The following is a 25,501-nucleotide window of genomic DNA, read 5'->3' on the forward strand; positions in this document are numbered from 1 at the left end:
TCACACAGACGCCAGCCGGTCCAGCGCGGTCTTCAGAGTCTCGTCCTTCTTCGCGAAGCAAAAGCGCACGATGCGCTGCTCGAAGCGGTCGGGGTAGAAGGCCGACAGCGGAATCGCCGCCACGCCGATGTCCTGGGTGAGCCGGCGGCAGAAAGCCTCCTCGGTCTCGTCGCTGATGCCGGCGTAGTCCACGCACTGGAAGTAGCTGCCTTCGCTGGGCAGGATCTTGAAGCGCGTCTTTGCCAGGCCCTCGCGGAACAGGTCGCGCTTGCGCTGGTAGAAGGCGCTGAGCTCCAGGTAGGGCGCGGGGTTGGCCATGTAGGCCGCGATGCCATGCTGCACCGGCGTGTTCACGGTGAAGACGTTGAACTGGTGCACCTTGCGGAACTCGGCCATGAGCGAGGCGGGCGCGGCCACGTAGCCCACCTTCCATCCGGTGACGTGGTAGGTCTTGCCGAAGCTGGACACGATGAAGCCACGTGCCGCGAGCTCAGGAAAGCGCGCGATGCTCTGGTGCTGCTGGCCATCGAACACCATGTGCTCGTAGACCTCGTCGGCGATGACGAAGATGTCGGTGTCGCACAGCAGGTCCGAGAGCCTTTGCATCTCGTCGGCCGACCAGATGGTCGCGCTCGGGTTGTGCGGCGTGTTGATGATGATGGCCCGTGTGCGCGGCGTGATGGCGGCGGCGATGCGCGCGAAGTCCGGGCGGAAAGTGCGCGGCGTCAGCGGCACGTGCACCGCCCGTCCGCCGGCCAGCACGATGTTGGGCTCGTAGCTGTCGTAGCACGGGTCCAGCACGATCACCTCGTCGCCCGGATGCACGATGGCCAGGATGCTGGTGAGGATGGCCTGCGTGGCGCCCGCGGTGATGGTGACCTCGGTGCCGGGGTTGTAGGCCCTGCCGTACAGCGTCTGGATCTTCGCCGCCACCGCTTCGCGCAGGGCCGGCACACCGGTCATCAGCGGGTACTGGTTCAGGCCTCGGCGCATCGCGTCGTCCACCGCGGTGATGAGCGCCGGGTCGCAGTCGAAGTCGGGAAAGCCTTGGCCCAGGTTCACGGCGCCGTGCTCCTGCGCCAGCGCGGACATGACGGTGAAGATGGTGGTGCCCACCGCCGGCAGGCGGCTTTCGATGGCCGGGGTTCTTGCGTTCATGCGGGTCGTCAGAGTTGATAGTCGTTGCCGTCGCTGCCCATGGCACGTGCAATCAGTGCGCGGCTCAAGCGGTCGGACAGCATCTCGGCGAAGGCGTACACGAAGTTGCGCAGGTAGGCGCCGCGCTTGAAGGCCACGCGCGTCACGTTCTGGCCGAAGAGGTGGCCCACAGGCCGCCACACCAGCTCGCCGCCCGGCGGGTCGTCGCGCACCGCGGTCTCGGCCAGGATGCCGATGCCCAGCCCCAGCCGCACGTAGGTCTTGATCACGTCCGCGTCGATGGCTTCGAGCACGATGTTCGGCTTGAGCCGGCGTGCGCCGAAGGCCTGGTCGACCCGCGAGCGGCCGCTGTACGACGGGTGGTAGGACACCAGCGGCTCGATGGCCAGGTCTTCCAGCGAGATGCGTTCGACCTGCGTGAGCGGATGGTTGGAGGGCATCACCACCGCATGCTGCCATTCGTAGCAGGGCAGGGTGACGAGCTCGTCGAATTCGCCCAGGGATTCGGTGGCGATGCCGATGTCGGCGACCTCGTCGATCACCATCTGGGCGACCTGCCGGGGCGCGCCCTGGTGCAGGCTGATGTTGACCTTGGGAAACTTGCGCCGCAGCTGTGCGATGGGCTCGGGCAGGAAGTAGCGCGCCTGCGAATGCGTGGTGGCGATGGACAGCGTGCCCGCGTCTTGCTTGGAGAACTCGTCTCCGATGCGCTTGAGGTTGTTGACCTCGCGCATGATGACCTCGATGCTGCGCAGCACCTGCTGCCCCGGCTCGGTGATGCGGCGCAGGCGCTTGCCGTGGCGCGCGAAGATGTCCACGCCCAGCTCGTCTTCGAGTTCGAGAATGGCCTTGGAGATGCCCGGCTGGCTGGTGAACAGCGCCTTGGCGGTTTCGGTGAGGTTGAGGTTTTGCCTCACGGCCTCCTGGACGAAACGGAATTGGTGAAGGTTCATATTCCAGGCCGATCTGCGGATCGCGCCGATTATTCCATTCCACATCCAAGGCCGCAGCCGTTGCAAGCGGCGAGCCTGTTGTGCGATGAAACGTGTGAACCTGTAAGAACGTACGGGTAGTGCTTCTGTGCGGATTGCGGTCGAATGGCCGCGCCGGTCACGCAACACCACGGACCGGCGTCCACAACAACAGGGAGACGACAGGTGAACACGCCTTCTCAACAGGGCGGTGGCCGTCCTTTGCCCGCCGCCAGGCGGATTGCGGCCCACGCGCTCTTCATCGCTTCATGCCTTCTCGCCACTACTGCGCACGCGCAGCAGCAGGTGGACTACGCGGCCTTGCGGCCAGTGCTGCGTGGCGACATGCCGCGCCAAGTGCCGGAATTCCCCTTCGCCGCATATCCCATCGACACCCGGCCGATGTTCGACACCTTCATGTGGCAGAACTTCATCGCCGCGATGTGGCCGTCGCGCCCTGGCGACCACGGTGAACCCTATCGGCCGAACGACCCGGCCGTGTTCCAACGCGGCTATGTGGATGGCCTGCAGCCTGCCTTCCTCGGCTGGAAGACCGCCAACGACCTGTACCCGCAGGATGGCTCCGCGCCGCCGCCCTGGGATTCGGATGGCTCGCTCAACCCCTGCCGCAACGTGCCGCGCAATGACAAGCGCCCGGTGCTCATCAACACCTCGAAGTTCGGCACCGTGGCCGACGAGCTGAACCAGGCCTTCGCCGGCCCGCTCATCGACCAGACCGGCCTGCTCACCCGCTACGAGGTGCGCGTCAACAAGGTCGAGTACGACTACGTGCGCAACAACAAGTTCTACAACCAGGCGAACTGGCCGAAGAACGGATTGCCGCCGATCTACTTCCCCGCCAGCACGCCGGCGCAGGTCGGCGCCATCGAGGTGAAGGCCGCGTGGCGCGACCTGAGCCGCGTGGAGCCGCGCTTCCATTCGCGCTTCTTCAACATGGAGGCGTTGACGGTGGTGCCGGGCACGTGCAAGAGCACGCTGCCCAACGGCCAGGGCCGCGTGACCGACTGCCAGTGCGCCGCCACGCGCGTGGGCCTCGTGGGCTTCCACATCTCCCACAAGGTGGACCGCTTCCCGCAGTGGGTGTGGAGCACCTTCGAGCAGGTGGACAACCTGGGTGAGGACCCGAGCCTGCCCGCGGGCATGAAGCCGTCCTACTACGACGGCGCTCGCGCCAATCCTGCGGACCATCCCGGCTACAGCTACGAGCCGGCGGCGATCAGCGCGTTCTCGCCCGCCGCCTCCGCCCCCCTCAAGCCGGTGAACGTGACGAGGCTGTCGCAGATTCCGTCCACGCCCGCCGCGCTGCCCACCACGAAGATCAACAGCAACTACCGTGCGCTGGTGGCCGGCTCGCCCTGGGCCAACTACTGGCTCATCGGCACGCAGTGGTCCACCTCGCCGACCGTGCCGCCGCAGTCGCCGCTGCAGCCGCCCTGGGCCAACACCAACCAGCAGGACTTCGGCTGCGAGGACGGCACGCCGGCCACCGTGGGTGGTATCGCGTTCCCGGCCTGCCAGGTGGCCAACATCACCATGGAGACCTACCACCAGCTCGACAGCTGCCAGAACTGCCACCAGGGTGCGCAGCGCGGTGGCGCGGACTTCAGCTGGACGCTCTTCCAGCGCGCCTTCGCCGGACCCACGCCGCCCACGGTGGCGACGCAGGCCAGCCGCATCAAGAAGCAGCAATGAACAACAGGGAGACAACGATGAAGAACATCCATGCATTGATTCAAGCGGGCTTGTGCGCAGGCCTCGCAGTCGCGGCGTCGCCATCGCTGGCCCAGTCCACGCCGGCGGAGCTGGCGTTTCGAAGCTCCGTCGACCAGCCGCCGCCGGGGTGGACGGGGCCTGTCTTCAAGCTGAGCGACCAGTACCCCAAGGCCACGCCGGGCTGTCCGTCGCCGTGGCTCAAGCGCAAGGTCGATTTCAAGAACGTCCGGTGGGACCACGCCTGGGAGGCCTACATCCAGGACATCGTCAACTACGTGAAGGAAGGGCAGTCGCCCGACCTCGCCGACGAGGTGGGTTGGCGCACCCAGGTGAAAGGCAGCACGCGCTGGTTCCATGTGCCGTGGATGGCCTTCGACGGACAGCGCGGACGCGAGTTCGTGCACGGGCTTACCAATGAGCTGTCGACGGCGGAGTCGGTGTTCCGCCCCGGGCGTGGCAGCGGGGCGCACCGCTTGCCGGGCGCGAAGCAGGTCAATGGGGTCGACCCGCTGTTCGAGACCTGGTCGGTGGGCTTCTACAACCCTTGCGGTGGCGCGTCCATCGGGCAGCAGTGGCCCAAGAGCGGCGAGCCTGCCACCTTTACGGACAAGGCAGGCCGCCTGCTGGCGCGTGGCATGCCCTTCCCGCCGGGCACGGTGGTGGTGAAGATCCTCAACACCACGGCCGACGAGCGCGACGTGCCGTATCTCAAGGGCTCGACCAACTGGCAGGCGAACGGGCATGTCCAGTTGACCCCGACCACCTATTCCACCTGCGACCGCCAGGTGCGCCGCGTGCACCTGGTGCAGATGGACCTGGCGGTGGTCGATCCGCGCTCGCCCACGCGCTGGGTGTACACGACGCTGGCCTACGACGGCAACCTGCCCGGCAAGACGGTGTGGGACCGCCTGAAGCCCATTGGCGTGCAGGTGGGCAGCGATGGGCAGAGCTTTCCGGCCGTGCCGCAGGCGCAGAGCCAGCCGCTGCATGAAACCGCCGTGTCGCCCATGCACATCCCCGAGCACTACGGCTGCTACGAGCGGCTGGCCGGCATCGTCGACCAGGCGAATTCGAGTTGCGTGTCGTGCCACATGGGCGCCTTTGCGGCTGCGCCGGGCGTCTTGCAGACTCAGGGCACGAACGTGCCCGCGATCTTCAATTTCCCCGGCATGTGCACCGAGTTCAACCAGGCCAACAGCCAGTACTTCTCCGACTACAAGTACCCCGCGGCCTTCCCGGGCAGCACCGGCGAGATCGCCGCGGCGATCCCGCTGGATTCCTCGCTGCAACTGCAGGTGGCGTTCGCGCAGTACGCCGTCTACAAGAACCCGCAGCAGCCGCGCACCTGCCCCGATGCAGGGTCGCCCGCCACGCCTGCCAGTGCACCGCGTTGATGAGGAGGCACAGCCATGACCACGCTGTCGTCCAACGTTCCTGATTCGCTGCTCACCGGCTTCTCCACGGAGCTGCGCTTCTTCCTCAACGGCGAGCCCGTCATCATCCGCGACGTGGACCCGACCCGCTTGCTGGTGGACTACCTGCGCTCGCCGGAGGTGGGGCTCACCGGCACCAAGATCGGCTGCAAGCAGGGCGGCTGCGGCGCCTGCACGGTGATGCTGTCGAGCTGGGATGCGAAGACGGGGCAGGTCGAGCACCGCAGCGTCAACTCCTGCCTGCGCCCGCTGGCCTCGCTGGACGGCATGCTGGTCACCACGGTCGAAGGCACGGGCAGCGTGAAGTCCGGCTGCATCAGCGAAGTGCAGGAGTGCCTGGCGGTGAACAACGGCACCCAATGCGGCTTCTGCACGCCGGGCTGGATCATGAACATGACCGCGGCGGTGGCGCAATGCGGACGCAAGCCCGGCACCAAGGCGCAGATCGAGGAGCTGTTCGACGGCAACATCTGCCGTTGCACCGGCTACCGGCCCATCCTCTATGGATTCAAGAAGAGCTTCGCCTCCGACTGGAACCCGGCGGTCGACGAGCGGCACTGCATGACCTGCCAGGTCGACCCCGCAGAGGCGGTGGACAAGGTGTCGCCAGTGCAGGTGGCCTTTCCGCCCGAGCTGCAGCAGCCGCCGCGACCGGTGGCGTATGCGGTGGACGGCTACCGCTGGATCCGCCCCGTCACGCTGGAAGGCCTGCTGGGCGTGATGCAGCAGTTCCCCGACCGGGACAACGTGCGGCTGGTGGGCGGCAACACCTCGATCGGCGTCTACCCGCGCACGGTGGAGAACCCGCACGTCTTCATCGACGTGTCGCAGGTGCCCGAACTGCATGAAGCGGATGCGGGTGCCTCGTCCTTGCGGCTGGGTGGCGGGCTGACGTACCACGAGCTGATCACCGTGCTGGATGAGCGCATCGCCGCTTGCGGCAACGATGCCGCACTGCCGGCGCTCCAGGCCTTGCGTTACATGGCGGGGCGGACGGCGGGCACCATCGTGCGCAATGCCGCCACGCTGGCGGGCAACACCATGCTGGCCGTTCGCCATGCGCAGGATGGTGTGCCGTTCCCATCGGACTGCTTCACGGCGCTGGCGTCGCTGGACGCCAAGGTGTGCGTCATCGCACCGGGCTGGACTGCGCCTCGGCAACTGGGCCTGCTGGAATTCGCGGCGCAGTGGCAAGGCGCCAAGGACCTGCAGGCCGGCTGCGTCCTCGTGGACTACGAACTGCGGCTGACAGGCCCCGATGAGTTCGCGCAGACCTACAAGACAGCCTTGCGCGAGGTCAACGCGCATTCCATCGTCAATGCCGGATTGCGGGTGAAGCTGGACACCAGCCAGACCATCACCGACATCGCCATCGTGTTCGGCGGCCTCACGCCGCTGGCCACGCGCATGCAGATGACCGAGGAGGTGCTGCTGGGCCGCACCTGGAACGCACAAACCCTGGAAGCCGGCCTGGCCGCGCTTCGCATGGAGGTCGATGCGCTGTTCGAACGCTACGCCGAGCGCTATGCGCAATTGCCCGACGAAGGCTTCAGCCACGCCTACAAGCGGCAGCTGGCCGAGTCGTATTTGTACAAATATTTCATCGAGGTGATGGAGTGGCGCGGGCTGGAGGTGCCGTCATCCCTGCGCTCGGCCGGCGAGCGCGCAGCAAGGCCCGTCTCGCATGGCACGCAGGCCTACGTGAGCTACCCATCGGAGTACCCCGGCAACCTGCCGTTCATCAAGATCGAGGCCTACCTGCAGGCCACGGGCGAGGCGGTCTACGCCCACGACATCGCCTTGCCGCGGCGCGGGCTGAATGCCGCGCCGGTGCAGAGCACGGTGGCTTTGGGCACCTGTGCCTATGCCGTGCCCGGGGTGAGCGGCAACGCCACGCCAGCCCAGGTGCTCGCCGCCTTGCGCGAACTCTTCCCGGGCGTGGTCGACTACGTGAGCGCCATCGACGTGCCCGGCCCGGTGTTCGACGGCACCGCCGGCGACGACCCGGTGTTCGCGGTCAGCGTGCAGGAATCGCAGTGCACCAACGGCCAGCTGCCGGCTGGCTACGACGCGAGCGCCCCCATGTGGCTGAGCGGTTTCGGGCAGAGCATCGGCATGGTCATTGCCGAGGACGAGCAGCTCGCGCAGCAGGCCGCATGGCATCTGCAGAGCCAGTGGTGCGTGTTCACCGCCCAGAAGCCGGTGCTTGGCATCCCGCCCACCGATGCCGAGCGCAATAGCCTCGTCTTCCTCGACAAGCCGCCCGCTGCCACCTGGTACTCGCACATCTGGAAGATCACCCGCGAGGGCACGCAGCTGGGCTGGGTGCCGGTGCGCGAGCCCGACCAGCCCGACCCGGTGGAGCCAATCGTTGTCGCGGGCGTGCCCGTGCCCCAGGCCAAACACGACAGCGTGAACTGCACGCGCGTCTCCAGCACGCAGCGGGTGGGCAGCCAGGTCCACTTCTACATGGAGACGCAGTCGGCCTTCGCGGAGGTGCTGGAAGACCGGCAGATCCGCATCCATGCCTCGACGCAGGACCCGAACTCCGTGCAGGCCGGCGTGGCGCGGCTGCTGCGGCTGCCGCAGAACAAGGTGGACGTGCGAGTCAAGCGCGTTGGGGGCGGCTATGGCGGCAAGTGCGGCCAGTCGGTGTTTCCGGCGGTGATGGCGGCGGTGGCGTCGTGGAAGCTCAACCGCCCTGTGAGACTCGTCGGCCTGCGGCAGGTGGACACCGCCATGTTCGGCCACCGGCACCCGGCGCTGGCCAACTACAACATCGCCATCGGCGACGCCACCGACCCGGCCACGCACGGCAAGCTCATGGGCTTCCAGGCCGACTACTGGCTGGACGGCGGCCGCACCTACGACTGCTCCTTCGTCATCAGCGACTGCCTCGCGCTGCGCAGCGACACGGCCTACAGCATCCCGAACTGGAACTGCGTGGCCGACGTCTGCCGCACCAACAAGACCACCGCCACCTCGATGCGCACGGTGGGCATGATCCAGGCTTCGCTGATGGTGGAGGACGCGGTGGAGGCCGCCGCGCACAGCGTGAACCTGCTGGCCGAGGACGTGCGCGAGCGCAACCTCTACAAGCCCGGCGAAAGCACGCCCTACGGCGAGCCGCTGGAGTCCTGCTACATGAAGGAGGTGTGGGACTACACGATGGAGAAGTCCAGCTTCCGCACGCGGCTGGCGGCCATCGAGGCTTTCAACGCGAGCAACCGCTGGCGCAAGCGCGGCATCTCGCTCATCCCGGTGAAGTACGGCTCGGGCTTCAACCTCACCATGCTGGAGCAGGGCGGGGCGCTCATCGAGGTCTACGACCAGGACGGCACGGTGCTCGTGCGGCACGGCGGCATCGAGATGGGCCAGGGGCTCAACACCAAGATGGCGCAGATCGTTGCGGTGGCGCTGAACGTGCCCATGGGCATCATCCGCGTGGCCGAGAACGACACGGCGGTGGTGCCCAACCCGGAGAGCACGGGCGCGTCCACCGGCACGTCGTTCAACGGCGGTGCGGCGCAGAAGGCCTGCCGGACCCTGCGCAAGCGGCTGGAGGAATTCTGCTTCCAGCTGCTGGCGCGCAACGGCGCGCAGTGGTGCCGCGAGAACTTCGTCGACTTCTGGGACCACGCCGAAGGCTGGCGGGCCCAGGTGCCCGGACAGCCGGGGACGACGCTGTGGCAGAAGATCGTCGGGCAGGCGTTCTCCGCCCGGCTGAACCTGTCGGCCCAGGCGCGCGTGCGCATCCCCGGCGGCGAGAAGCCCGATACTGGCCTGGAGTTCAAGGAGGTGGATGGGCAACCTGCCTCCGAGCCGGTGGACTACTTCAACGGCTACACCTTCAGCGCGGCCTGCACCGAGGTGGAGGTGGACGTGCTCACCGGGGAGACCACCCTCTTGCGCGCCGATGTGGTGTACGACGCCGGGCGCAGCCTGAACCCCGCGGTCGATGTCGGCCAGGTGGAAGGCGGCTTCGTGCAGGGCCTGGGCTACGTCACCAGCGAAGACCTGACCTACCAGCCGGCGGATTCATCGACCGATCCCTCGAAGACACGGCCCGCGCCGGGCGCGCTCTACACCGTCAACACCTGGGAGTACAAGCCGCCCGCGGCGCAGAGTATTCCCATCGAGCTGAACGTGATGATGTTCCCGCGCGAACTCGCGCCCGCCGCGCCGGACCCGGGCGACATCCTCTCGTCCAAGGAGATCGGCGAACCGCCGATGACGCTGGCGGTGTCGGCCTTCTTCGCCATCAAGAAGGCGGTGATGGCGGCGCGCCGCGATCGCGGGCACCACGAGTGGTTCCAGATGGATGCGCCGGCGACGGTGCAGCGGGTGAGGGAGGCTTGCCTGGTGGACCAGGCGGACCTTCGCGTGTAGCGCTGCCGCTTCAGCGTTCCCCGTTGTCCTCGCGCTTGGGCGGTTCGGCAGGCGTCTCGTCGAACCGCTCCAGCTTCGCGTCGGCGGGCTGCGCATGCGACGACGCGATGCCGAGCACGATCGGACTGCTGGTGGTCGCGTCCCGCGAGGCCGACGCCAGGGAGTCACCCGAGACCAGGGCCCAGCCGCTGGCGATTGCGATGGCGCCCAGCAGAAGGAGAAACGGCTTGTTCATCGGGGACCCCTCGTACGAAGTTGGTTCGAGTGTGTCGATGGATCGTGACAGCAGCAAGGCGCATCGGAAGACCCCGTGCCGTGGAGGTCATTTCGGCTCGGGGGCCGGCGTTCGGTCAGGGCTGCTTGTGCAGCCTGGCGAGCGCCGTGCCGGCCATCGCGTCGATCACCGCATCGGACTCGCCCACCGCGGGGTGCAATTCCCAATGCACACCGGTGTGCGCCTGCTCCAGCCTGGCGATCAGCTCGGGCACGTCGCGCCGCACATGGCCGCCTGCGCCGAGGAACAGGGGCACGATGTCCACGTGGGTGCAGCCCTGCGCGGCCAGCCGTCCTCCGCCCTCCACCATGTCGGGCGACATGAATTCGAGGAAGCACAGCGCCACCGGCGTCGCCGGTTCGCGTTCGCGGATGCGTTGCACCACGTCCTCGAAGGGCAGGGCCCAGCGCGAGTCGCGAGCGCCGTGGGCGAAGAGCAGCAGGCCGCGTTTCATGTCACCGGTACCTCACCAGCCAGGCGAAGGCGCCCATGGACAGCATCAGGTAGATGAGGCTGGGCGTGGCCGCCACGATCCAGGGCGTCCAGTTGCGCAGCATGCCCAGGTGGCCGGCCACGTTGTTGAGCAGCACGAAGCTGATGCCCAGCATGATGCCGCCGAACACCTTCAGGCTCACGCCGCCGCCGCGCGCGTGCAGGTAGGCGAAGGGCAGGGCCAGGCCCACCATCACCAGGCAGGCGAAGGGGTAGAGCGCGCGCTTCCAGAACTGGATCTCGTACTGCTGCGCCGCCTGCTCGTTGTCGGCCAGGTGGCTGATGTAGCGCGACAGCTCCACCGTTGACATCGTCGACAGAGGCAGCACGGCCGCGGACACCACGTTGGCCGAGAGGCTGCCGTTCCACACCATCGTGGGCAGCTTCTCCTCGGAGGCCATGGGCAGCCGCTCCGCGCTCGGGTCTTCCCAGCGGGTGATGGTCACGTCGCTCAGCGTCCAGCGCGACTGCTTGTCCACCTCGCCGCCCTTGGCCGCGATGCGTTCCAGCATCCGCCCGTTGGCATCGAAGGCGAAGATGCGGATGTCGTGCAGTTCGCCGCCGGAGCTCGCGCTGCCCACGTTGATGGAGTAGTTGCGTTCGCCCTGCGAGGTGTTCTGCCTGTCCTTCAGCCACGCGCCGGTGCGGCCCAGGTTCAGTCCGCCCTTGAAGGTGGCGCGCAGCGTGGCCGCCTGCTGCTCGGCGAAGGGTGCCACGTAGTCGCCCACGATGAAAGTCAGCACCGCGAAGGCGAGCCCCAGGCTGGTGAGCAGGTTCAGCGCCCGCCCTGGGCCCAGCCCCCCGGTGCGCAGGATGGTGAACTCCGACGACTGCGCCAGCCGCGACAGCGTGTAGATGGTGCCGATGAGCACCGCGATGGGCATGAGCTCGTACAGGTTGCCCGGCAGGCCCAGCGCGGCGTACGCGGCGGCATGCAAGGCGGTGTATGTCTTGTTCGTGTCGCCCAGTTCGTCGACGAAGCCGATGAAGAAGAACAGCGACAGGAAGGCCAGCGCGACGAAGGCCACCGAGGAGGCGATGTCCACGTAGAACAGGCGGCGAACGGTCTTCATGCAGGATGCGCCTTCATGGACTTGTGTCGTGCCAGCCAGCCGCGGCTGTTGGCATGGTCGCGCCACCAGATGAGGCCCATGGCCAGCGCAAAAGCGCCGCCATGCGCGGCCAGCAGCGCGCCCCCCATGGTGAACTTGCCGCTGGCCACCCAGGCCTGCGTCAGGCTGATGATGTTGTAGTACACGACGAAGGTCAGCAGCGCGAAGAGCAGGTTCCAGTTGCTTGCGCGGCGCGGGTTGGTCTCGGACAGGCCGATGGCCAGCAGCAGCAGGTTCGCGCCGCCCAGCGTGAGGCCCAGGCGCCAGGCCAGCTCGCCCTGGAAGGCCGGCTTGGGGGCCTTCAGCAGGTCCACCGTGGGCATGGCCTTGGGCGGCAGCTCTTCGGTACTTGCCAGTACCCGTTCGCCGGCCAGCACCTTGTAGCCCTCGAAGCGAGACAGCGTCTTCTCCTGCGTCTTCATGTTCTGCTCGTTGCGCTGGCCGCGGTCCAGCACCAGGAAGCGGTCGTCGTTTTCCAGCACGATGCGGCCGGTCTTGGCGGTGGTGACCGACTCCACCTCGCCCAGCTGCGAGAGGATGAACACGTTGCGGCCCACGCGCTCGTCGGCCGCGTCGCGCTCGATGAAGAACACGCGCTTGCCGTCCGCGGAGGACTGGAACTGGCCGGGCGCCACGCGCGAGAGGTCCGAGCGCTTCTCGAAGCGGTCGCGCAACTCCACGCTGCGCTGGTTCACCCAGGGCCACACGAACAGTGCCAGCAGCAGCACCACCAGCAGCACCGGCCAGCTCGTGCGCAGCACCGGCCGCACGAAGCGCGTGAGCCCGATGCCGCTGGCGAACCAGATCGCCATCTCGCTCTCGCGGTACATGCGGCTGAGCGTGGCCACCACGGAGATGAACATCGACAGGGCCAGCATCGTCGGCAGCTGCTTGAGGGCCTCGTAGCCCAGCAGCAGGGCTACGTCCTGCGGCGACACGCGGCCCAACGCCGCCAGCCCGAGCGTGCGGATGAGCATCATGGTGATGACGATGGTCAGGATGATGACCAGCGTTGCACCGAAACTGCGGGAAAGGTCTCTTCGCAGAGTGGAATCGAATAACATCTTCGGCTTGTCTATTTCGGGCCGCATTATGGACTTCCGACATCAAATCGCTTCCGCCGGCGCACTGTCCGGCGTGGCGGCCGATGCGCTCGTCGTCGTTATCCACGGCGACAGCCTCGATGCCTCTCTTGATCCCGCCGTCGCATCCCATGTCAAGGATGCTGTTTCTTTGGGTGACTTCCAGTTCAAGGCCGGCAAGACGGTCTACGTGCAAAAGCCCATCGGGCTGAAGGCGCAGCGCCTGGTGGTGGCTGCCGCAGGCGGCCCCACGGTCAAGGCCTTCAAGAGCGCAGTTGCCAGTGGCCTGGCACTGGTCAAGGGCCTGGGCGTGAAGCACGTGGCGGTGGTCAACGGCAGCGGTGATGTCACCGAACAGCATGCCGAGGCCGTGGCCCTGGCAGCCGCCGATGCGGCCTACCTGTACCGCGACACCAAGCCCAGCGCGCAGCCCGCGCCGGCGCTGGCCAAGCTGACGCTGCTGTGCGGCAAGGTCGAAGCCAAGGACATCCAGCGCGGCCTCGTGCGCGGTGCGGCCATCGCCGAAGGTGTCACCTTCGCCAAGGTCCTGGCCAACCTGCCGGGCAACCGTTGCACGCCCACCTACCTGGGCGAGCAGGCCAAGCAACTGGGCAAGGAGCACGGCCTGAAGGTCGAGGTGCTCGACAAGAAGCAGATCGAGAAGCTGGGCATGGGCTCCTTCCTGGCGGTGGCCCAGGGCTCGGCGCAGCCGCCGCGCTTCATCGTGGCGCGCTATGACGGCGCGGCCAAGACCCAGGCGCCCATCGTGCTGGTGGGCAAGGGCATCACCTTCGACACCGGCGGCATCTCCATCAAGCCTTCGGCCGAGATGGACGAGATGAAGTACGACATGGGCGGCGCCGCCAGCGTGCTGGGCACCCTGCGTGCGATCGCCGAACTCAAGCCCAAGCTCAACCTCGTCGTGCTGGTGCCGACCTGCGAGAACATGCCCAGCAGCACCGCGGTGAAGCCGGGCGACGTGGTCACCAGCCTGTCGGGCCAGACCATCGAGATCCTCAACACCGATGCCGAAGGCCGCCTGATCCTGTGCGACGCGCTGACCTACGCCGAGCGCTTCAACCCCGCCTGCGTGGTCGACGTGGCCACGCTGACCGGCGCCTGCGTGATTGCGCTGGGCAACCACAACTCCGGCCTCTTCAGCCCCGACGACGCACTGGCCGAGCAGTTGCTGAAGGCCAGCAAGAGCGCCATCGACCCGCTGTGGCGCCTGCCCCTGGACGAGGAATACGACGAAGCGCTCAAGAGCAACTTCGCGGACATGGCCAACGTGGGTTCGCGCGCGGGTGGTGCGATCACCGCCGCCAAGTTCCTGCAGCGCTACACGGGCAAGTACCGCTGGGCGCACGTGGACATCGCGGGCACGGCCTGGAAGTCCGGTGCGGCCAAGGGCGCGACGGGCCGGCCGGTGGGCCTGCTCACGCACTTCGTGCTCTCGCAGGCGGCCTGATCTCGCCTCGGGCGGATGCATGACGGAAGTCCAGTTCCACTTCAACGTCCCCGACCGGCTGCTCTACGCATGCCGGCTGCTGCGCAAGGCCTTGCGCAGCGGGGCCAGCGGAGTGGCGGTGAGCGCGCCTTCGGCGACGCTCAGCCGGCTGGACCGCACCCTGTGGACCTTCGATCCGCAGGAGTTCATTCCCCACCTGCTCGTGCGCGAGAACCAGCCCGTGCCCAAGCGCCTTCAACGCACCCCCATCTGGCTCGTCGAGCGTGCGGAGCAAGGCGGGCATCACCCCGTGCTGGTGCATCTGGGCGATGAACCGGCGCAAGGCTTCGAGAGCTTCAGCCGGCTGATCGAGATCGTGTCCACCGACCCCGAGGAGCGCGATGCGGCCCGGGCCCGCTGGCGCCACTACGCCGGCCGTGGGTACGAATTGCAACGATTTGACGTGGGCGCGTCATGACGCAAAGGGCCAAGACATGAGCATCCCTCCGGGCCAGGTGCCCAAGCTCACCGAAGTGGTGGACGTTCCCAAGCTGGATGCCGTCGTGGCGCCCGCCGACACCGTGGCTTCGCGCCTGGCGGCGGCGCGTGCAGCCCACGCACCGGAATCCTCCGAAGACCAGATCGTGGCGCGCGTGCTGGCCGAGGTGCAGCGCCAGATCGACCTCGTGCTGGAGACGCGGGTGCGCGAAGCGCTGGCGCCCGCGCTCACCCGGCTGAGCGATGCGCTGGTGCGCGAGGCCCGTGCGGAGCTGGCATCGACCTTGCGAGACGTGGTCACGCGGGCGGTGGCTCAAGAGATGTCCCGTCATCGCACCCGCTAGTTCGTTCGTTGGGGCGGCAGGCGGTGTCTGTGACTGGGCGCCGCCAGAGACTCATCGAGCCGCACGCCTCCATTGAAACCCCTAGACCACTCGACTGATGCCTTTGGGCCACACCTGTGGTAACCCAAGGAATCTCCCGTAGTGGCAGAAGTTTCATTTGGAGTATGGTGGCGCCCGTTGAGACATCAACGCTCTCACTCCTCATTCCTATTCGGAGGTTTTGCATGCAAGTCAAGTTGAACGCGATCGTCGGCGCGGCGTTGATCACGCTGGGCACCACGGTGTACGCGCAAGAGGTCGTCAAGATCGGCCACGTGGGTCCCACCAGCGGCGGCATCGCTCACCTGGGCAAGGACAACGAGATGGGCGCCCGCATGGCCATCGACGAGCTCAACGCCAAGGGCGTGACCATCGGCGGCAAGAAGGTCAAGTTCGAGCTGCTGGCCGAAGACGATGCCGGCGATCCGAAGCAAGGCACGGCCGTCGCCCAGAAGCTGATGGACGCCAAGGTCAACGGCGTGATCGGTCACCTCAACAGCGGCACCTCCATCCCCGCCTCCAAGGTCTATTCCGACGCTGGCGTGCCGCAGATCTCCCCGTCTGCCACCAACCCCAAGTTCACCCGCAACGGCTACAAGACGACCTTCCGCGTCGTGGCTGACGACGTGCACCTGGGCGGCACGCTGGGCCGCTACGCCGTGAACGAACTCAAGGGCAAGTCGATCGCGGTGATCGACGACCGCACGGCCTATGGCCAGGGCGTGGCCGAGGAATTCGAGAAGGCCGTGAAGGCCGCCGGCGGCTCCATCGCCGAGCGCCAGTTCACCACCGACAAGGCCACGGACTTCACCGCCATCTTGACCGCCGTGAAGTCCAAGAAGCCTGACGTCGTGTTCTACGGCGGCATGGATGCAGTGGCCGGCCCGATGATCCGCCAGATGAAGCAGCTGGGCATCAACGCCAAGTTCATGGGCGGCGACGGCATCTGCTCGAGCGAGCTGCCCAAGCTGGCCGCAGGCTCCATGGCCGACGGCCAGGTGATCTGCGCCGAAGCAGGCGGCGTGGAAGGCAAGCAGAAGGTCGGCATGGACAAGTTCAAGGCCGACTTCAAGAAGAAGTTCAACGTGGACGTGCAGATCTATGCACCCTACGTGTATGACGCTGTGAACGTGATGGTGGCCGCCATGGTCAAGGCCGGCTCGGCCGATCCGAAGGTCTACCTGCCGGTACTGGCCAAGACCAAGGACTTCCACGGCGTGACCGGTGACATCACCTTCGACGAGAAGGGCGACATCAAGAACGGCGCTCTCACGCTCTTCACCTACAAGGGTGAGAAGCGCGAAGAGATGAAGGTCGTGCGCTGATCTTCGGCTCTCGCTGAAACGAAACGCCCCGCGATGCGGGGCGTTTTTCATGGGGCTTGCCGGTAGTACGACGCGAACAAGTCGTAGAGCGCCGGGTGATGTGCCTTGAAGTCATCGGGTGCCACGAAGAACACCTCCGAGGCGACAGCGAAGAACTCATCCACGCTTTGTGCGCCGTAGGGATCGAGCAGCGTCTCGTAGCCCGCATCCACGTCGTCGCAGAAGAGGTTGTACTCGTCGTCGATCACCGCCGCCCAGGCTTCTCGCGCCGCCACGTCCGGCAGCAAGGGAATGCCATCGGCCACGCCATCGCCCATGTCCAGCACATGCGCGAATTCATGGATGACCACGTTGTAGCCCCAGTCGGCCGACTCGCCGGCGATGGCCACGTCGTGCCACGACAGCATGATCGGGCCGCCTTCCATCGCCTCGCCGGCCAGCGTCTCGTCGTAGCTGTGGACGATGCCGTCCTCGTCCATCACCTCGCGCCGCGCGACGACTTCGTCGGGGTGCACAACGATGCCCACGAAGTTGGCGTAGTGCGACAGACCCAGCCGAAGGATGGGCAGGCAGGCCTGCGCCGCGATGGCGACGGCAATCTCGTCGGTGATCTCCAGGCCCTGTGCGCCGTGGAATTCCTTCTGCGCGAGGAACAGCGTCGCGAGCTTGCGCAGTTCCGCGAGATCGTCTTCGCTGCGGCGAGAGACGAAGGGAAAGCGCGCGAGCGTCAGCGCCCAGAGTTCGTCGGGGATGGCGCGGTGCGCGAGCGTGCGCTCGTCACGCATGCGGCGCAGGCCGTCGAAGAGGCGTCCGATGACCATCAGAGTGCAGTGGCAGGTGCGATGCGCGCGAGCCCGTCTGCCGACCAGCGCAGCACGTCGGCGCGTGGCGCCTTGGCGTCGTCCAGGTCCCAGTCGCTCAGCACGAGGCGGGTGAGCCCATGGCCCATGTCGTGCGATGCCGGCAGATGCGTGTGGCCGTGCACGAAGTCCTGCGCACCCGCCGCCTGCATCCAACGCACGGTTTCATCGCGATCGAGGTCCACCCATTCCTCGCGGCGCTGCATGCGCTTGCGCTCCTCGCTTTGCGCACGCAGGCCCCGGGCGATCTCGCGGCGCCTGGACAAGGGCTGCGAGAGGAACTGGCGCTGCCATGGTTCGCCACGCACCTCGGCCCGGAACTGCTGGTAGGCCGAGTCCGCCAGGCACAGCGCATCGCCATGCGAGATCAGCAAGCGCGAACCGAAGCCTGCCAGCACGGTGGGGTCGGCCAGGTGCATCACCCCGCAATGCGACAGCAGTTCATGTCCCACGAGGAAGTCGCGGTTGCCCGCCATGAAGCCGAGGAAGCGATGTGAACTCGCTTCGGCGAGCATCGCCGCGCACTGCGCCTCGAAGCCTTCATGGCGCGCGTCGTCGCCCACCCAGACCTCGAAGAGATCGCCCAGCATGAACACCGCATCGGCCTGCGTGCAGCGCAGGTGCGTGGCCAGAGCCTCGAAGGTGCGTGGTGTGTCCTCACCGAGGTGCAGGTCGCTCAGGAAGTCGATGCACCGCCACGACGCCGGCACCGCGAACTCGGCGAACGCGGGCAGGGGACGGGCGGGCTCGTTCATCAGTGGGAAAGTGCCGGCGGCTCAGCCGACGACCGTGGCCTTCTCGATGACCACGTCTTCCAGCGGCACGTCGTCGTGGAAGCCCTTGCGGCCGGTCTTCACGCCTTCGATGGCGTCCACGATGTCCTGGCCGGACACGACCTTGCCGAACACCGCATAGCCCCAGCCGCTGCCGCTCGGAGCCTTGAAGTTCAGGAAGTCGTTGTCCTTCACGTTGATGAAGAACTGCGCGGTGGCCGAGTGCGGGTCCGAGGTGCGGGCCATGGCAAGCGTGTACTTGTCGTTCTTCAGGCCGTTGCCGGCTTCGTTCTGGATGGGCGCGTCGGTGGGCTTTTGCTTCAGGCCCGGCTCGAAGCCGCCGCCCTGGACCATGAAGCCCTTGATGACGCGGTGGAACACCGTGCCGTCGTAGTGGCCCTTCTGGACGTAGGCGATGAAGTTCTTCGACGACTCCGGCGCGTTCTTCTCGTCGAGCTCGATGCGGATCGTGCCCTTGTTGGTTTGCAGGTCGACTTGGCTCATGTGATTACTCCTGGACAGTGGCTTTCTTGATGATGACCGGCGTGGCGGGCACGTCGCTGTAGGGGCCCACGTTGGTGGTCTGGACGTTGCGGATCTTGTCGACCACGTCCATGCCCGAGACGACCTTGCCGAAGACGGCATAGCCGTTGCCGTCGCGCGAATTGGCGGCGTTGAGGAAGTCGTTGTCCTTCACGTTGATGAAGAACTGCGAGGTGGCGGAATTCGGATCGTTGGTGCGTGCCATCGCCACCGTGCCGCGCTCGTTGTTCAAGCCGTTGCGCGCTTCCAGCGGAATCGGGGCGCGGGTGGGCTTTTCCTTCAGGTCGGGCGTCATGCCGCCGCCCTGGATCATGAAGTTGGAGATGACGCGGTGGAACACCGTGCCGTTGTAGTGGCCGGCCTTCACGTACTTCACGAAGTTGTCGACCGACTTGGGCGCCTTCGCGGCATCGAGTTCGATCACGATGTCGCCCAGGCTGGTGTCCAGCTTGACCTTCTGGGCGAGCGCCAGCGGCGTGGCGCCCATGAGGATGGCGACGGCCGCGGCGGCGGGCAGGCACGAACGCAGGAATGCAGGGGCCATGGTGTTCTTCAACTCCTTGTCATGGATGTTGTGGAAATGGGATCGGGTCACTTGCCCGGCGTGGCGGCCGGGGCCGGCTTCACCAGCTCGCGGATGAGCGAGAGCTTGGCCGGGATGACGGTGTTGGACGGGTCGAGTTTCTGCGCACGCAGGTAGGACGCGCGTGCGAGCTGGGTGTACACGTCGCCCAGGTTCAGGTGGGCGACGGCGTAGTCGGGCTTGGCGCGGATGGCGGCATCCAGCGAGGCGCGGGCCCGTTCGTAGTCGCCTTGCGCCGCGTAGATCACGGCCAGGTTGTTGTAGGGCTCGGGAATGTCCGGATAGTCGACGGTGAGCTGCGCAAAAATGGACGCCGCTTCGTCGCGCCGCTGCGACTCCGACAGCAGCACGCCTTTCTGGAAACGCCAGGCCGGATCGCGCGGCTTGGCGGCGATCAGCGCGTCGAGCTTGGCGAAGGCTTCCTTGGCCTGGCCTGCGGCGAACAGGCGGTTGATCTCGCTGGCATCGTCAGCCGCCTGTGCGTTCAGCGACAAGGCGGCAAGACACACGGCAACAAGGCCGAAGAGGCGATGGATGGGTGAGGGCATGGGCTGGGATTGGCCGCGAACCTAGGGCCTTCCGCGTTCAGGCGGCCCCGCTATACTGAATCGATTGTAGAGCAGGCACCCTCGACCTCCTCGTGTGCTTGCCCAGCGCGACACAAGGGAAAACCGAAGGGGCCGACCAAGCGATGACCCTGCGCATTTTCAACTCGCTGTCCAAGCAGACAGAAGACTTCACGCCCATCGAGCCCAACCACGTGCGCATGTACGTGTGCGGCATGACCATCTATGACTACTGCCACGTGGGGCATGCGCGCTTCATGATGGCCTTCGACGTGGCATACCGCTGGCTCAAGACGCTGGGCTACCGCGTCACCTACGTGCGCAACATCACCGACATCGACGACAAGATCATCAAGCGCGCGCTGGAGCGGAACATCCCCATCCGCCAGCTCACCGACGAGATGACCAAGATCATGCACGAGGACGTGGCGGCGCTGGGCATCTCGCCGCCCGACCACGAGCCGCGCGCCACGCAATACGTGCCGCAGATGCTGGACATGATCGGCAAGCTCGAGCGCAAGGGCCTGGCCTATCGCGCGCCCAATGGCGACGTGAACTATTCGGTTCGCAAGTTCGAAGGCTACGGAAAACTGTCCGGCAAGTCGCTCGACCAACTGCGCGCCGGCGAACGGGTGGCCGTGCTCGACGGCAAGGAAGACCCGCTGGATTTCGTGCTGTGGAAGAGCGCGAAGGAATCCGAACCCGACGACGCGAAGTGGGACAGCGCCTACGGCAAGGGCCGTCCCGGCTGGCACATCGAATGCTCTGCGATGAGTTGCGCCATCCTCGGCGAAACCTTCGACATCCACGGCGGCGGCTTGGACCTTCAGTTCCCTCACCACGAGAACGAGATCGCGCAAAGCGAGGGCGCGACGGGCAAGCCGTTCGTGAAGTACTGGCTGCACAACGGCTTCCTCAACGTCGACAACGAGAAGATGTCCAAGTCGCTGGGCAACTTCTTCACCATCCGCGACGTGCTCAAGCGCTACGACGGAGAGACGATGCGTTTCTTCATGCTGCGCACGCACTACCGCAGCCCGTTCAACTTCAGCGACGCCAACCTCGATGACGCGCGCGCCGCGTTGCGCCGCCTGTACACCGCGCTCGACGCGGTGGACGTGAAGGACGCGGCCGTGGACTGGCAGCAGCCGCAGGCCGCGAAGTTCCGCGAGGCCATGAACGACGACTTCAACACGCCGGTGGCGGTGTCGGTGCTGTTCGACTTGGCCGGCGAAGTGAACCGCACGCGTTCGGTCGAGGTTGCTTCCCTGCTGAAGGGACTGGCCGCCACGCTGGGCATTCTTCAGCAGTCACCGCGCGCCTTCCTGCAAGGCGGCAGTGGCGGTGCCGATGAAGCGCGCATCGCGCAGCTCATTGCCGACCGCGCGGCGGCCAAGGCCGCGAAGGACTTCGCACGGGCTGACCAGATCCGCAAGGACCTGCTGGCCGAAGGCATCGAGCTCAAAGACTCGGCGCAGGGCACGACCTGGGTGAAGGCCTGATCCGTCGATGAGTGCTTCCCGCATCAACGGCGTCGAAGTCACGCCTGCGTACTGGGACGATGCCTGCAAGCATCTGGCCAAGCGCGACCGCGTCATGCGCAAGCTCATCCCGCAGCTGGGCGAAGGCCGCCTGCAAAGCCGCGGCGATGCCTTCACCACGCTGGCGCGCTCCATCGTGGGGCAGCAGATCTCGGTGAAGGCCGCGCAATCGGTCTGGGATCGCTTCGCGACGCTGACGCCGGGCGAGCCCACGCGCATCCACCCGTCGTCGGTGCTCGCACTGGACACCACGTCCATGCGCGAGGCCGGACTCTCGGCACGCAAGGTCGAATACCTGACCGACCTGGCGGCGCACTTCGAATCCGGCGAGGTGCACGTGCAGCAGTGGCAGGAGATGGACGACGAAGCCATCATCGAGGAACTGGTCGCCATCCGCGGCATCGGCCGCTGGACGGCCGAGATGTTCCTCATCTTCCACCTGATGCGCCCCAACGTGCTGCCGCTGGATGACCTCGGCCTCATCAAGGGCATCAGCGTGAACTATTTCAGCGGCGAACCCGTGTCCCGCGCCGAGGCACGCGAGGTGGGGGACGCCTGGGCGCCGTTCCGTTCCGTCGCCACCTGGTACATCTGGCGGAGCCTGGACCCGTTGCCGGTAGACTATTGAGTTGCCTCGTTGGGCAAGCAAGGAAGAATCGATGAGCAAACGCCATTTCCTTGAATTCGAGACGCCGGTGGCGGAACTCGAAACCAAGATCGAAGAGTTGCGTTATGTGCAGAGCGAATCGGCCGTCGACATCTCCGAAGAGATCGACCGCCTGAGCAAGAAGAGCCTGCAACTCACCAAGGACATCTACTCCAGCCTCTCGCCGTGGCAGGTCACGCTGATCGCCCGGCACCCGCAGCGTCCCTACACGCTGGACTACGTCAGTGAAATCTTCACCGACTTCCAGGAGCTGCACGGCGACCGCCATTTCGCGGACGACCAGTCCATCGTCGGCGGCCTCGCGCGCTTCAACGGCCAGGCCTGCATGGTCATCGGCCACCAGAAGGGGCGTGACACCAAGGAGCGTGCGGCACGCAACTTCGGCATGTCGCGGCCCGAGGGCTACCGCAAGGCGCTGCGCCTGATGAAGCTGGCCGAGAAGTTCGGTATGCCGGTGTTCACCTTCGTGGACACGCCGGGAGCGTACCCGGGCATCGGCGCTGAAGAGCGCGGGCAGTCCGAGGCCATCGGCCGCAACATCTACGAGATGGCGCAACTGGAAGTGCCCATCATCACGACCATCATCGGCGAAGGCGGCTCCGGCGGCGCGCTGGCCATCAGCGTGGCCGACCAGACGCTGATGCTGCAGTACGCGATCTATTCAGTGATCTCGCCCGAAGGTTGCGCGTCCATCCTCTGGAAGACCTCGGCTCGTGCCTCTGACGCGGCCGAAGCGCTCGGCATCACCGCACATCGCCTGAAGGCACTGCAGCTCGTGGACAAGATCGTCAACGAGCCGGTGGGCGGCGCCCACCGCGACATCAAGCAGATGTCGGCCTACCTCAAGCGCGCGCTGAACGACGCGCTGCGCCAGGTGAGCGACCTCAAGCCCAAGGAACTGCTGCAGCGCCGCTACGAGCGCCTGCAGTCCTACGGCCGCTTCAACGACACCACCGAACACTGATGAAGCCGCGTGTCGCGGTCGCCTACAGCGGCGGCCGCGATTCGACTGCGCTGCTGCATGCGACGCTCATGGCGTCGGCAGAGCAGGGCGTGGAGGTGGTGGCGCTTCATGTGCACCATGGGTTGAGCGCGCATGCGGATGCGTGGCTCGCGCATTGCCAGGCGCAGTGCGCGAAGTGGGCACGACGTGGGCTGCCCATCGCCTTTGCGGCCGAGCGGCTGATGTACAAGCCCGGCAAAGGTGAAAGCATCGAGGCGTGGGCGCGCCAGGCGAGGTATCGCGCGTTGCGCGGCATGGCATTGGCCCACGAGGCATCGCTGGTGCTGCTGGCCCACCATCGTCGCGACCAGGCGGAGACCTTCGTGCTCCAGGCCTTGCGCGGCGCCGGCATGGCCGGGCTGTCGGGCATGCCGCGCGAGGTCGAGCGCGACGGCATCACCTGGGTGCGGCCCTGGCTGGATGTGTCTCGGGAGGAGGTGCAGGCCTACGTGAAGCGCCATCGGCTCAAGCACATCGACGACGACAGCAACACGGACACACGCTTTGCCCGCAACCGGCTTCGGCATGAGGTGTGGCCGGCGCTCGTGGGCGCATTCCCGCAGGCTGAAGCGTCCTTGTCCAGCGCCGCGGACTGGGCCCAGGAAGCGCAGGTCTGCCTGGCGGAGCTGGCTGCCATGGACTTGCAGGCGGTCCGGGCCGGCAAGGGGCTGAGCGTCTTGTCGCTGCTGGCACTGTCCGATGCACGCCGCAGCAACGTCCTTCGTGCGTGGCTGAAGGCGGTGACCGGCCGGGTTGCCAGCGCGGCGCTGGTCTCGCGCCTGATCGATGAACTGCCGGCGGGGGCCAGCGCATCCTGGCCGATCGACGATGGAACCCTGCGCAAATACCGTGGCGTGTTGTCGCACGCGACTGCATCGCCAGTGAAAGCTTCGCCTGGACAGCGAGAGCAGAAGCTGTCGATCAAGCGCGCCGGCGTGCACAAGCTGCCCGGCTGGCATGGCCATCTCGTCGTCGAGCGGGTGAGGGAAGGCGGCGTGCCGTTGGCCTGGCTCGCTCATGCAGAGCTTCGCGAGCGTGAGGGCGGCGAGCAGTTCCAGGCCGGCTTCAACCGTCCGCCGCGCAGCCTGAAGAAGCAGTTCCAGGCCGCTGGCGTGCCGCAGTGGGAGAGGGCCGGCCCCTTGGTCTACAGCGGCGGCCAACTCGTCTTCGTGCCCGGACTCGGCCTGGATGCGCGGGTGATCGGCCTGCCCGGCCAGCCCCAGGTGACCTTGCGCTGGGAGGCAGGCTACACCCCGGCCTGAGCGGAACCGGAAGTTCCCTCCGGGTTACACCTCATCGGCCGGCTAAAATGCTGGGTTCACGACCGCGGCGTGAAACGTTTCGCCTTCTTCCGCGAACTCCAACCAGCATGGCACTCATCGTTCACAAATACGGCGGCACCTCCATGGGGTCGACCGAGCGCATCCGCAACGTCGCCAAGCGCGTGGCCAAATGGGCACGCGCCGGGCATCAGATGGTGGTCGTCCCGTCGGCCATGAGCGGCGAGACCAATCGCCTGCTCGGTCTGGCCAAAGAGCTGTCGCCGGCTGCCACCACCCCCGAGCTGCAACGCGAGCTCGACATGATCGCCTCCACCGGCGAGCAGGTGTCGGTGGGCCTCCTGGCCATCGCGCTGCAGGCCGAAGGCATGCAGGCGGTGAGCTACACCGGCTGGCAGGTGCCCATCCTCACCGACGACAGCTACACCAAGGCGCGCATCCAGAGCATCGATGACAAGCGCGTGCGCGCCGATCTGGAAGCAGGCAAGGTGGTGATCATCACCGGCTTCCAGGGCATCGACGACAACGGCCACATCACCACGCTGGGACGCGGCGGCTCCGACACCTCGGCGGTGGCGGTGGCGGCGGCGATGAAGGCCGACGAGTGCCTCATCTACACCGACGTCGACGGCGTCTACACCACCGACCCGCGCATCGTGGCCGAGGCGCGCCGCCTGCACACCATCAGCTTCGAAGAGATGCTGGAAATGGCGAGCCTGGGCTCCAAGGTGCTGCAGATCCGCTCGGTGGAATTCGCGGGCAAGTACCGCGTGCCGCTGCGCGTGCTGTCCAGCTTCACGCCCTGGGACATCGACATCAACGAGGAAGCCAAGTCGGGCACCCTGATCACTTTTGAGGAAGACGAGAAAATGGAACAAGCCGTTGTGTCGGGCATTGCCTTCAACCGCGACGAAGCCAAGGTGAGCCTGCTGGGCGTGCCCGACAAGCCGGGCATCGCGTACCAGATCCTCGGGCCGGTGGCCGACGCGAACATCGACGTCGACGTGATCATCCAGAACGTGGGCCACGACGGCAAGACCGACTTCTCATTCACGGTTCACCGCAACGACTTCCAGCGCACGCTCGACCTGCTCAAGAGCGAAGTGCTGCCCAAGGCCGGCGGCGCGACGATTTCCGGCGACGCGAAGATCTGCAAGGTCAGCATCGTGGGCATCGGCATGCGCTCGCACGTGGGCGTGGCCAGCAAGATGTTCTCGGCGCTGAGCGACGAGGGCATCAACATCCAGATGATCACCACGAGCGAGATCAAGACCAGCGTGGTCATCGACGAGAAGTACATGGAGCTCGCGGTACGCGCGCTGCACAAGGCTTTCGATCTCGATCAGCCTGCCGCGTGAAAAGTAGGGCGCATTCGAGGTTAGAATGC

At 66.5% G+C, this 25,501-nt stretch carries 23 protein-coding genes; 12 read left to right on the top strand and 11 right to left on the bottom strand.

The genetic code is table 11. From position 1 onward, the window contains the following. The gene (locus tag DZC73_RS24405; RefSeq protein ID WP_124542983.1) at positions 1–1,158 is read right to left on the bottom strand and encodes a pyridoxal phosphate-dependent aminotransferase; all 1,158 of its coding nucleotides are present in this window, start codon (positions 1,156–1,158) and stop codon (positions 1–3) included. 8 nt (positions 1,159–1,166) lie between these two features. After that, positions 1,167–2,111 carry a CysB family HTH-type transcriptional regulator gene (locus DZC73_RS24410; RefSeq protein ID WP_124542984.1) on the bottom strand — a complete coding sequence of 315 codons (945 nt, stop codon included), beginning with the start codon at positions 2,109–2,111 and terminating at the stop codon, positions 1,167–1,169. Positions 2,112–2,315: 204 nt separating this feature from the next. Between DZC73_RS24410 and DZC73_RS24415 the strand changes: the two genes are divergently transcribed. Genes DZC73_RS24415 through DZC73_RS24425 form a run of 3 tightly spaced genes read left to right on the top strand, consistent with a single transcriptional unit; the run spans position 2,316 to position 9,685 of the window. Beyond that, on the top strand, positions 2,316–3,842 hold the full coding sequence (locus DZC73_RS24415; RefSeq protein ID WP_198414949.1) for a hypothetical protein: 1,527 nt from the start codon (positions 2,316–2,318) through the stop codon (positions 3,840–3,842). A 17-nt stretch (positions 3,843–3,859) separates the two neighbouring features. Continuing rightward, positions 3,860–5,257 carry a hypothetical protein gene (locus DZC73_RS24420; RefSeq protein ID WP_124542985.1) on the top strand — a complete coding sequence of 466 codons (1,398 nt, stop codon included), beginning with the start codon at positions 3,860–3,862 and terminating at the stop codon, positions 5,255–5,257. Positions 5,258–5,272: 15 nt separating this feature from the next. Then, positions 5,273–9,685 carry a molybdopterin cofactor-binding domain-containing protein gene (locus DZC73_RS24425; RefSeq protein ID WP_235835262.1) on the top strand — a complete coding sequence of 1,471 codons (4,413 nt, stop codon included), beginning with the start codon at positions 5,273–5,275 and terminating at the stop codon, positions 9,683–9,685. 10 nt (positions 9,686–9,695) lie between these two features. On the opposite strand, the gene DZC73_RS24430 is transcribed toward DZC73_RS24425, so the two are convergent. The 4 genes from DZC73_RS24430 to lptF form a co-directional block, all read right to left on the bottom strand. Next, a complete protein-coding gene (locus tag DZC73_RS24430; protein ID WP_124542986.1) occupies positions 9,696–9,920 on the bottom strand; it encodes a hypothetical protein in 225 nt (74 codons plus the stop codon). 115 nt (positions 9,921–10,035) lie between these two features. After that, positions 10,036–10,413, bottom strand: a complete 378-nt coding sequence (locus DZC73_RS24435; protein ID WP_124542987.1) for a sirohydrochlorin chelatase — start codon at positions 10,411–10,413, stop codon at positions 10,036–10,038. 1 nt (position 10,414) lies between these two features. Further along, positions 10,415–11,524 carry an LPS export ABC transporter permease LptG gene (gene lptG, locus DZC73_RS24440; protein WP_124542988.1) on the bottom strand — a complete coding sequence of 370 codons (1,110 nt, stop codon included), beginning with the start codon at positions 11,522–11,524 and terminating at the stop codon, positions 10,415–10,417. Further along, positions 11,521–12,627 (bottom strand): LPS export ABC transporter permease LptF, encoded by a 1,107-nt coding sequence (gene lptF, locus DZC73_RS24445; RefSeq protein ID WP_124542989.1) that lies wholly within the window; start codon positions 12,625–12,627, stop codon positions 11,521–11,523. The genes lptG and lptF overlap by 4 nt, the downstream gene beginning before the upstream one ends. Before the next feature lie 28 nt (positions 12,628–12,655). Here lptF and DZC73_RS24450 point away from each other — a divergent pair, with 28 nt between their 5' ends. From DZC73_RS24450 to DZC73_RS24465, 4 genes are all read left to right on the top strand, one after another. Further along, positions 12,656–14,113 carry a leucyl aminopeptidase gene (locus tag DZC73_RS24450; protein WP_124542990.1) on the top strand — a complete coding sequence of 486 codons (1,458 nt, stop codon included), beginning with the start codon at positions 12,656–12,658 and terminating at the stop codon, positions 14,111–14,113. Positions 14,114–14,132: 19 nt separating this feature from the next. Next, positions 14,133–14,570, top strand: a complete 438-nt coding sequence (locus DZC73_RS24455) for a DNA polymerase III subunit chi (protein WP_124542991.1) — start codon at positions 14,133–14,135, stop codon at positions 14,568–14,570. Between the two features lie 16 nt (positions 14,571–14,586). Continuing rightward, complete coding sequence (locus DZC73_RS24460; protein WP_124542992.1) at positions 14,587–14,934, top strand: hypothetical protein; 348 nt, start codon at positions 14,587–14,589, stop codon at positions 14,932–14,934. Between the two features lie 224 nt (positions 14,935–15,158). After that, positions 15,159–16,298, top strand: a complete 1,140-nt coding sequence (locus DZC73_RS24465) for a branched-chain amino acid ABC transporter substrate-binding protein (RefSeq protein ID WP_124542993.1) — start codon at positions 15,159–15,161, stop codon at positions 16,296–16,298. Positions 16,299–16,345: 47 nt separating this feature from the next. Here the strand turns inward: DZC73_RS24465 and DZC73_RS24470 are convergent, their stop codons facing one another. The 5 genes from DZC73_RS24470 to DZC73_RS24490 are packed head-to-tail and all read right to left on the bottom strand — an operon-like array spanning position 16,346 to position 19,605. Further along, entirely contained in the window at positions 16,346–17,119 is a 774-nt protein-coding gene (locus tag DZC73_RS24470) for a M90 family metallopeptidase (RefSeq protein ID WP_124542994.1), read from the bottom strand. Next, positions 17,119–17,913 carry a UDP-2,3-diacylglucosamine diphosphatase gene (locus DZC73_RS24475; RefSeq protein ID WP_124542995.1) on the bottom strand — a complete coding sequence of 265 codons (795 nt, stop codon included), beginning with the start codon at positions 17,911–17,913 and terminating at the stop codon, positions 17,119–17,121. Before DZC73_RS24475 ends, DZC73_RS24470 begins: the two co-directional genes overlap by 1 nt. Before the next feature lie 21 nt (positions 17,914–17,934). Further along, positions 17,935–18,435: a peptidylprolyl isomerase gene (locus tag DZC73_RS24480; protein WP_124542996.1), complete on the bottom strand. Its 501-nt coding sequence runs from the start codon at positions 18,433–18,435 to the stop codon at positions 17,935–17,937. 4 nt (positions 18,436–18,439) lie between these two features. Further along, positions 18,440–19,018 (bottom strand): peptidylprolyl isomerase, encoded by a 579-nt coding sequence (locus tag DZC73_RS24485; protein ID WP_124542997.1) that lies wholly within the window; start codon positions 19,016–19,018, stop codon positions 18,440–18,442. Between the two features lie 47 nt (positions 19,019–19,065). Then, complete coding sequence (locus tag DZC73_RS24490; RefSeq protein ID WP_124542998.1) at positions 19,066–19,605, bottom strand: tetratricopeptide repeat protein; 540 nt, start codon at positions 19,603–19,605, stop codon at positions 19,066–19,068. Positions 19,606–19,748: 143 nt separating this feature from the next. On the opposite strand from DZC73_RS24490, the gene cysS reads away from it, so the two are divergent. From cysS to DZC73_RS24515, 5 genes are all read left to right on the top strand, one after another. Next, the gene (gene cysS, locus DZC73_RS24495; protein WP_124542999.1) at positions 19,749–21,125 is read left to right on the top strand and encodes a cysteine--tRNA ligase; all 1,377 of its coding nucleotides are present in this window, start codon (positions 19,749–19,751) and stop codon (positions 21,123–21,125) included. Between the two features lie 7 nt (positions 21,126–21,132). Continuing rightward, complete coding sequence (locus DZC73_RS24500; RefSeq protein ID WP_124543000.1) at positions 21,133–21,792, top strand: DNA-3-methyladenine glycosylase family protein; 660 nt, start codon at positions 21,133–21,135, stop codon at positions 21,790–21,792. A 31-nt stretch (positions 21,793–21,823) separates the two neighbouring features. Next, positions 21,824–22,795 carry an acetyl-CoA carboxylase carboxyltransferase subunit alpha gene (locus tag DZC73_RS24505; RefSeq protein WP_124543001.1) on the top strand — a complete coding sequence of 324 codons (972 nt, stop codon included), beginning with the start codon at positions 21,824–21,826 and terminating at the stop codon, positions 22,793–22,795. Next, positions 22,795–24,096, top strand: coding sequence for a tRNA lysidine(34) synthetase TilS (gene tilS, locus DZC73_RS24510; RefSeq protein WP_124543002.1), 1,302 nt, complete (start codon positions 22,795–22,797; stop codon positions 24,094–24,096). The genes DZC73_RS24505 and tilS overlap by 1 nt, the downstream gene beginning before the upstream one ends. A gap of 107 nt (positions 24,097–24,203) precedes the next feature. Beyond that, on the top strand, positions 24,204–25,472 hold the full coding sequence (locus DZC73_RS24515; protein ID WP_124543003.1) for an aspartate kinase: 1,269 nt from the start codon (positions 24,204–24,206) through the stop codon (positions 25,470–25,472). Positions 25,473–25,501: the final 29 nt, after the last annotated feature.

It is taken from the genome of Rhizobacter terrae, from assembly GCF_003852895.1.
Lineage (GTDB): Bacteria > Pseudomonadota > Gammaproteobacteria > Burkholderiales > Burkholderiaceae_C > Albitalea > Albitalea terrae.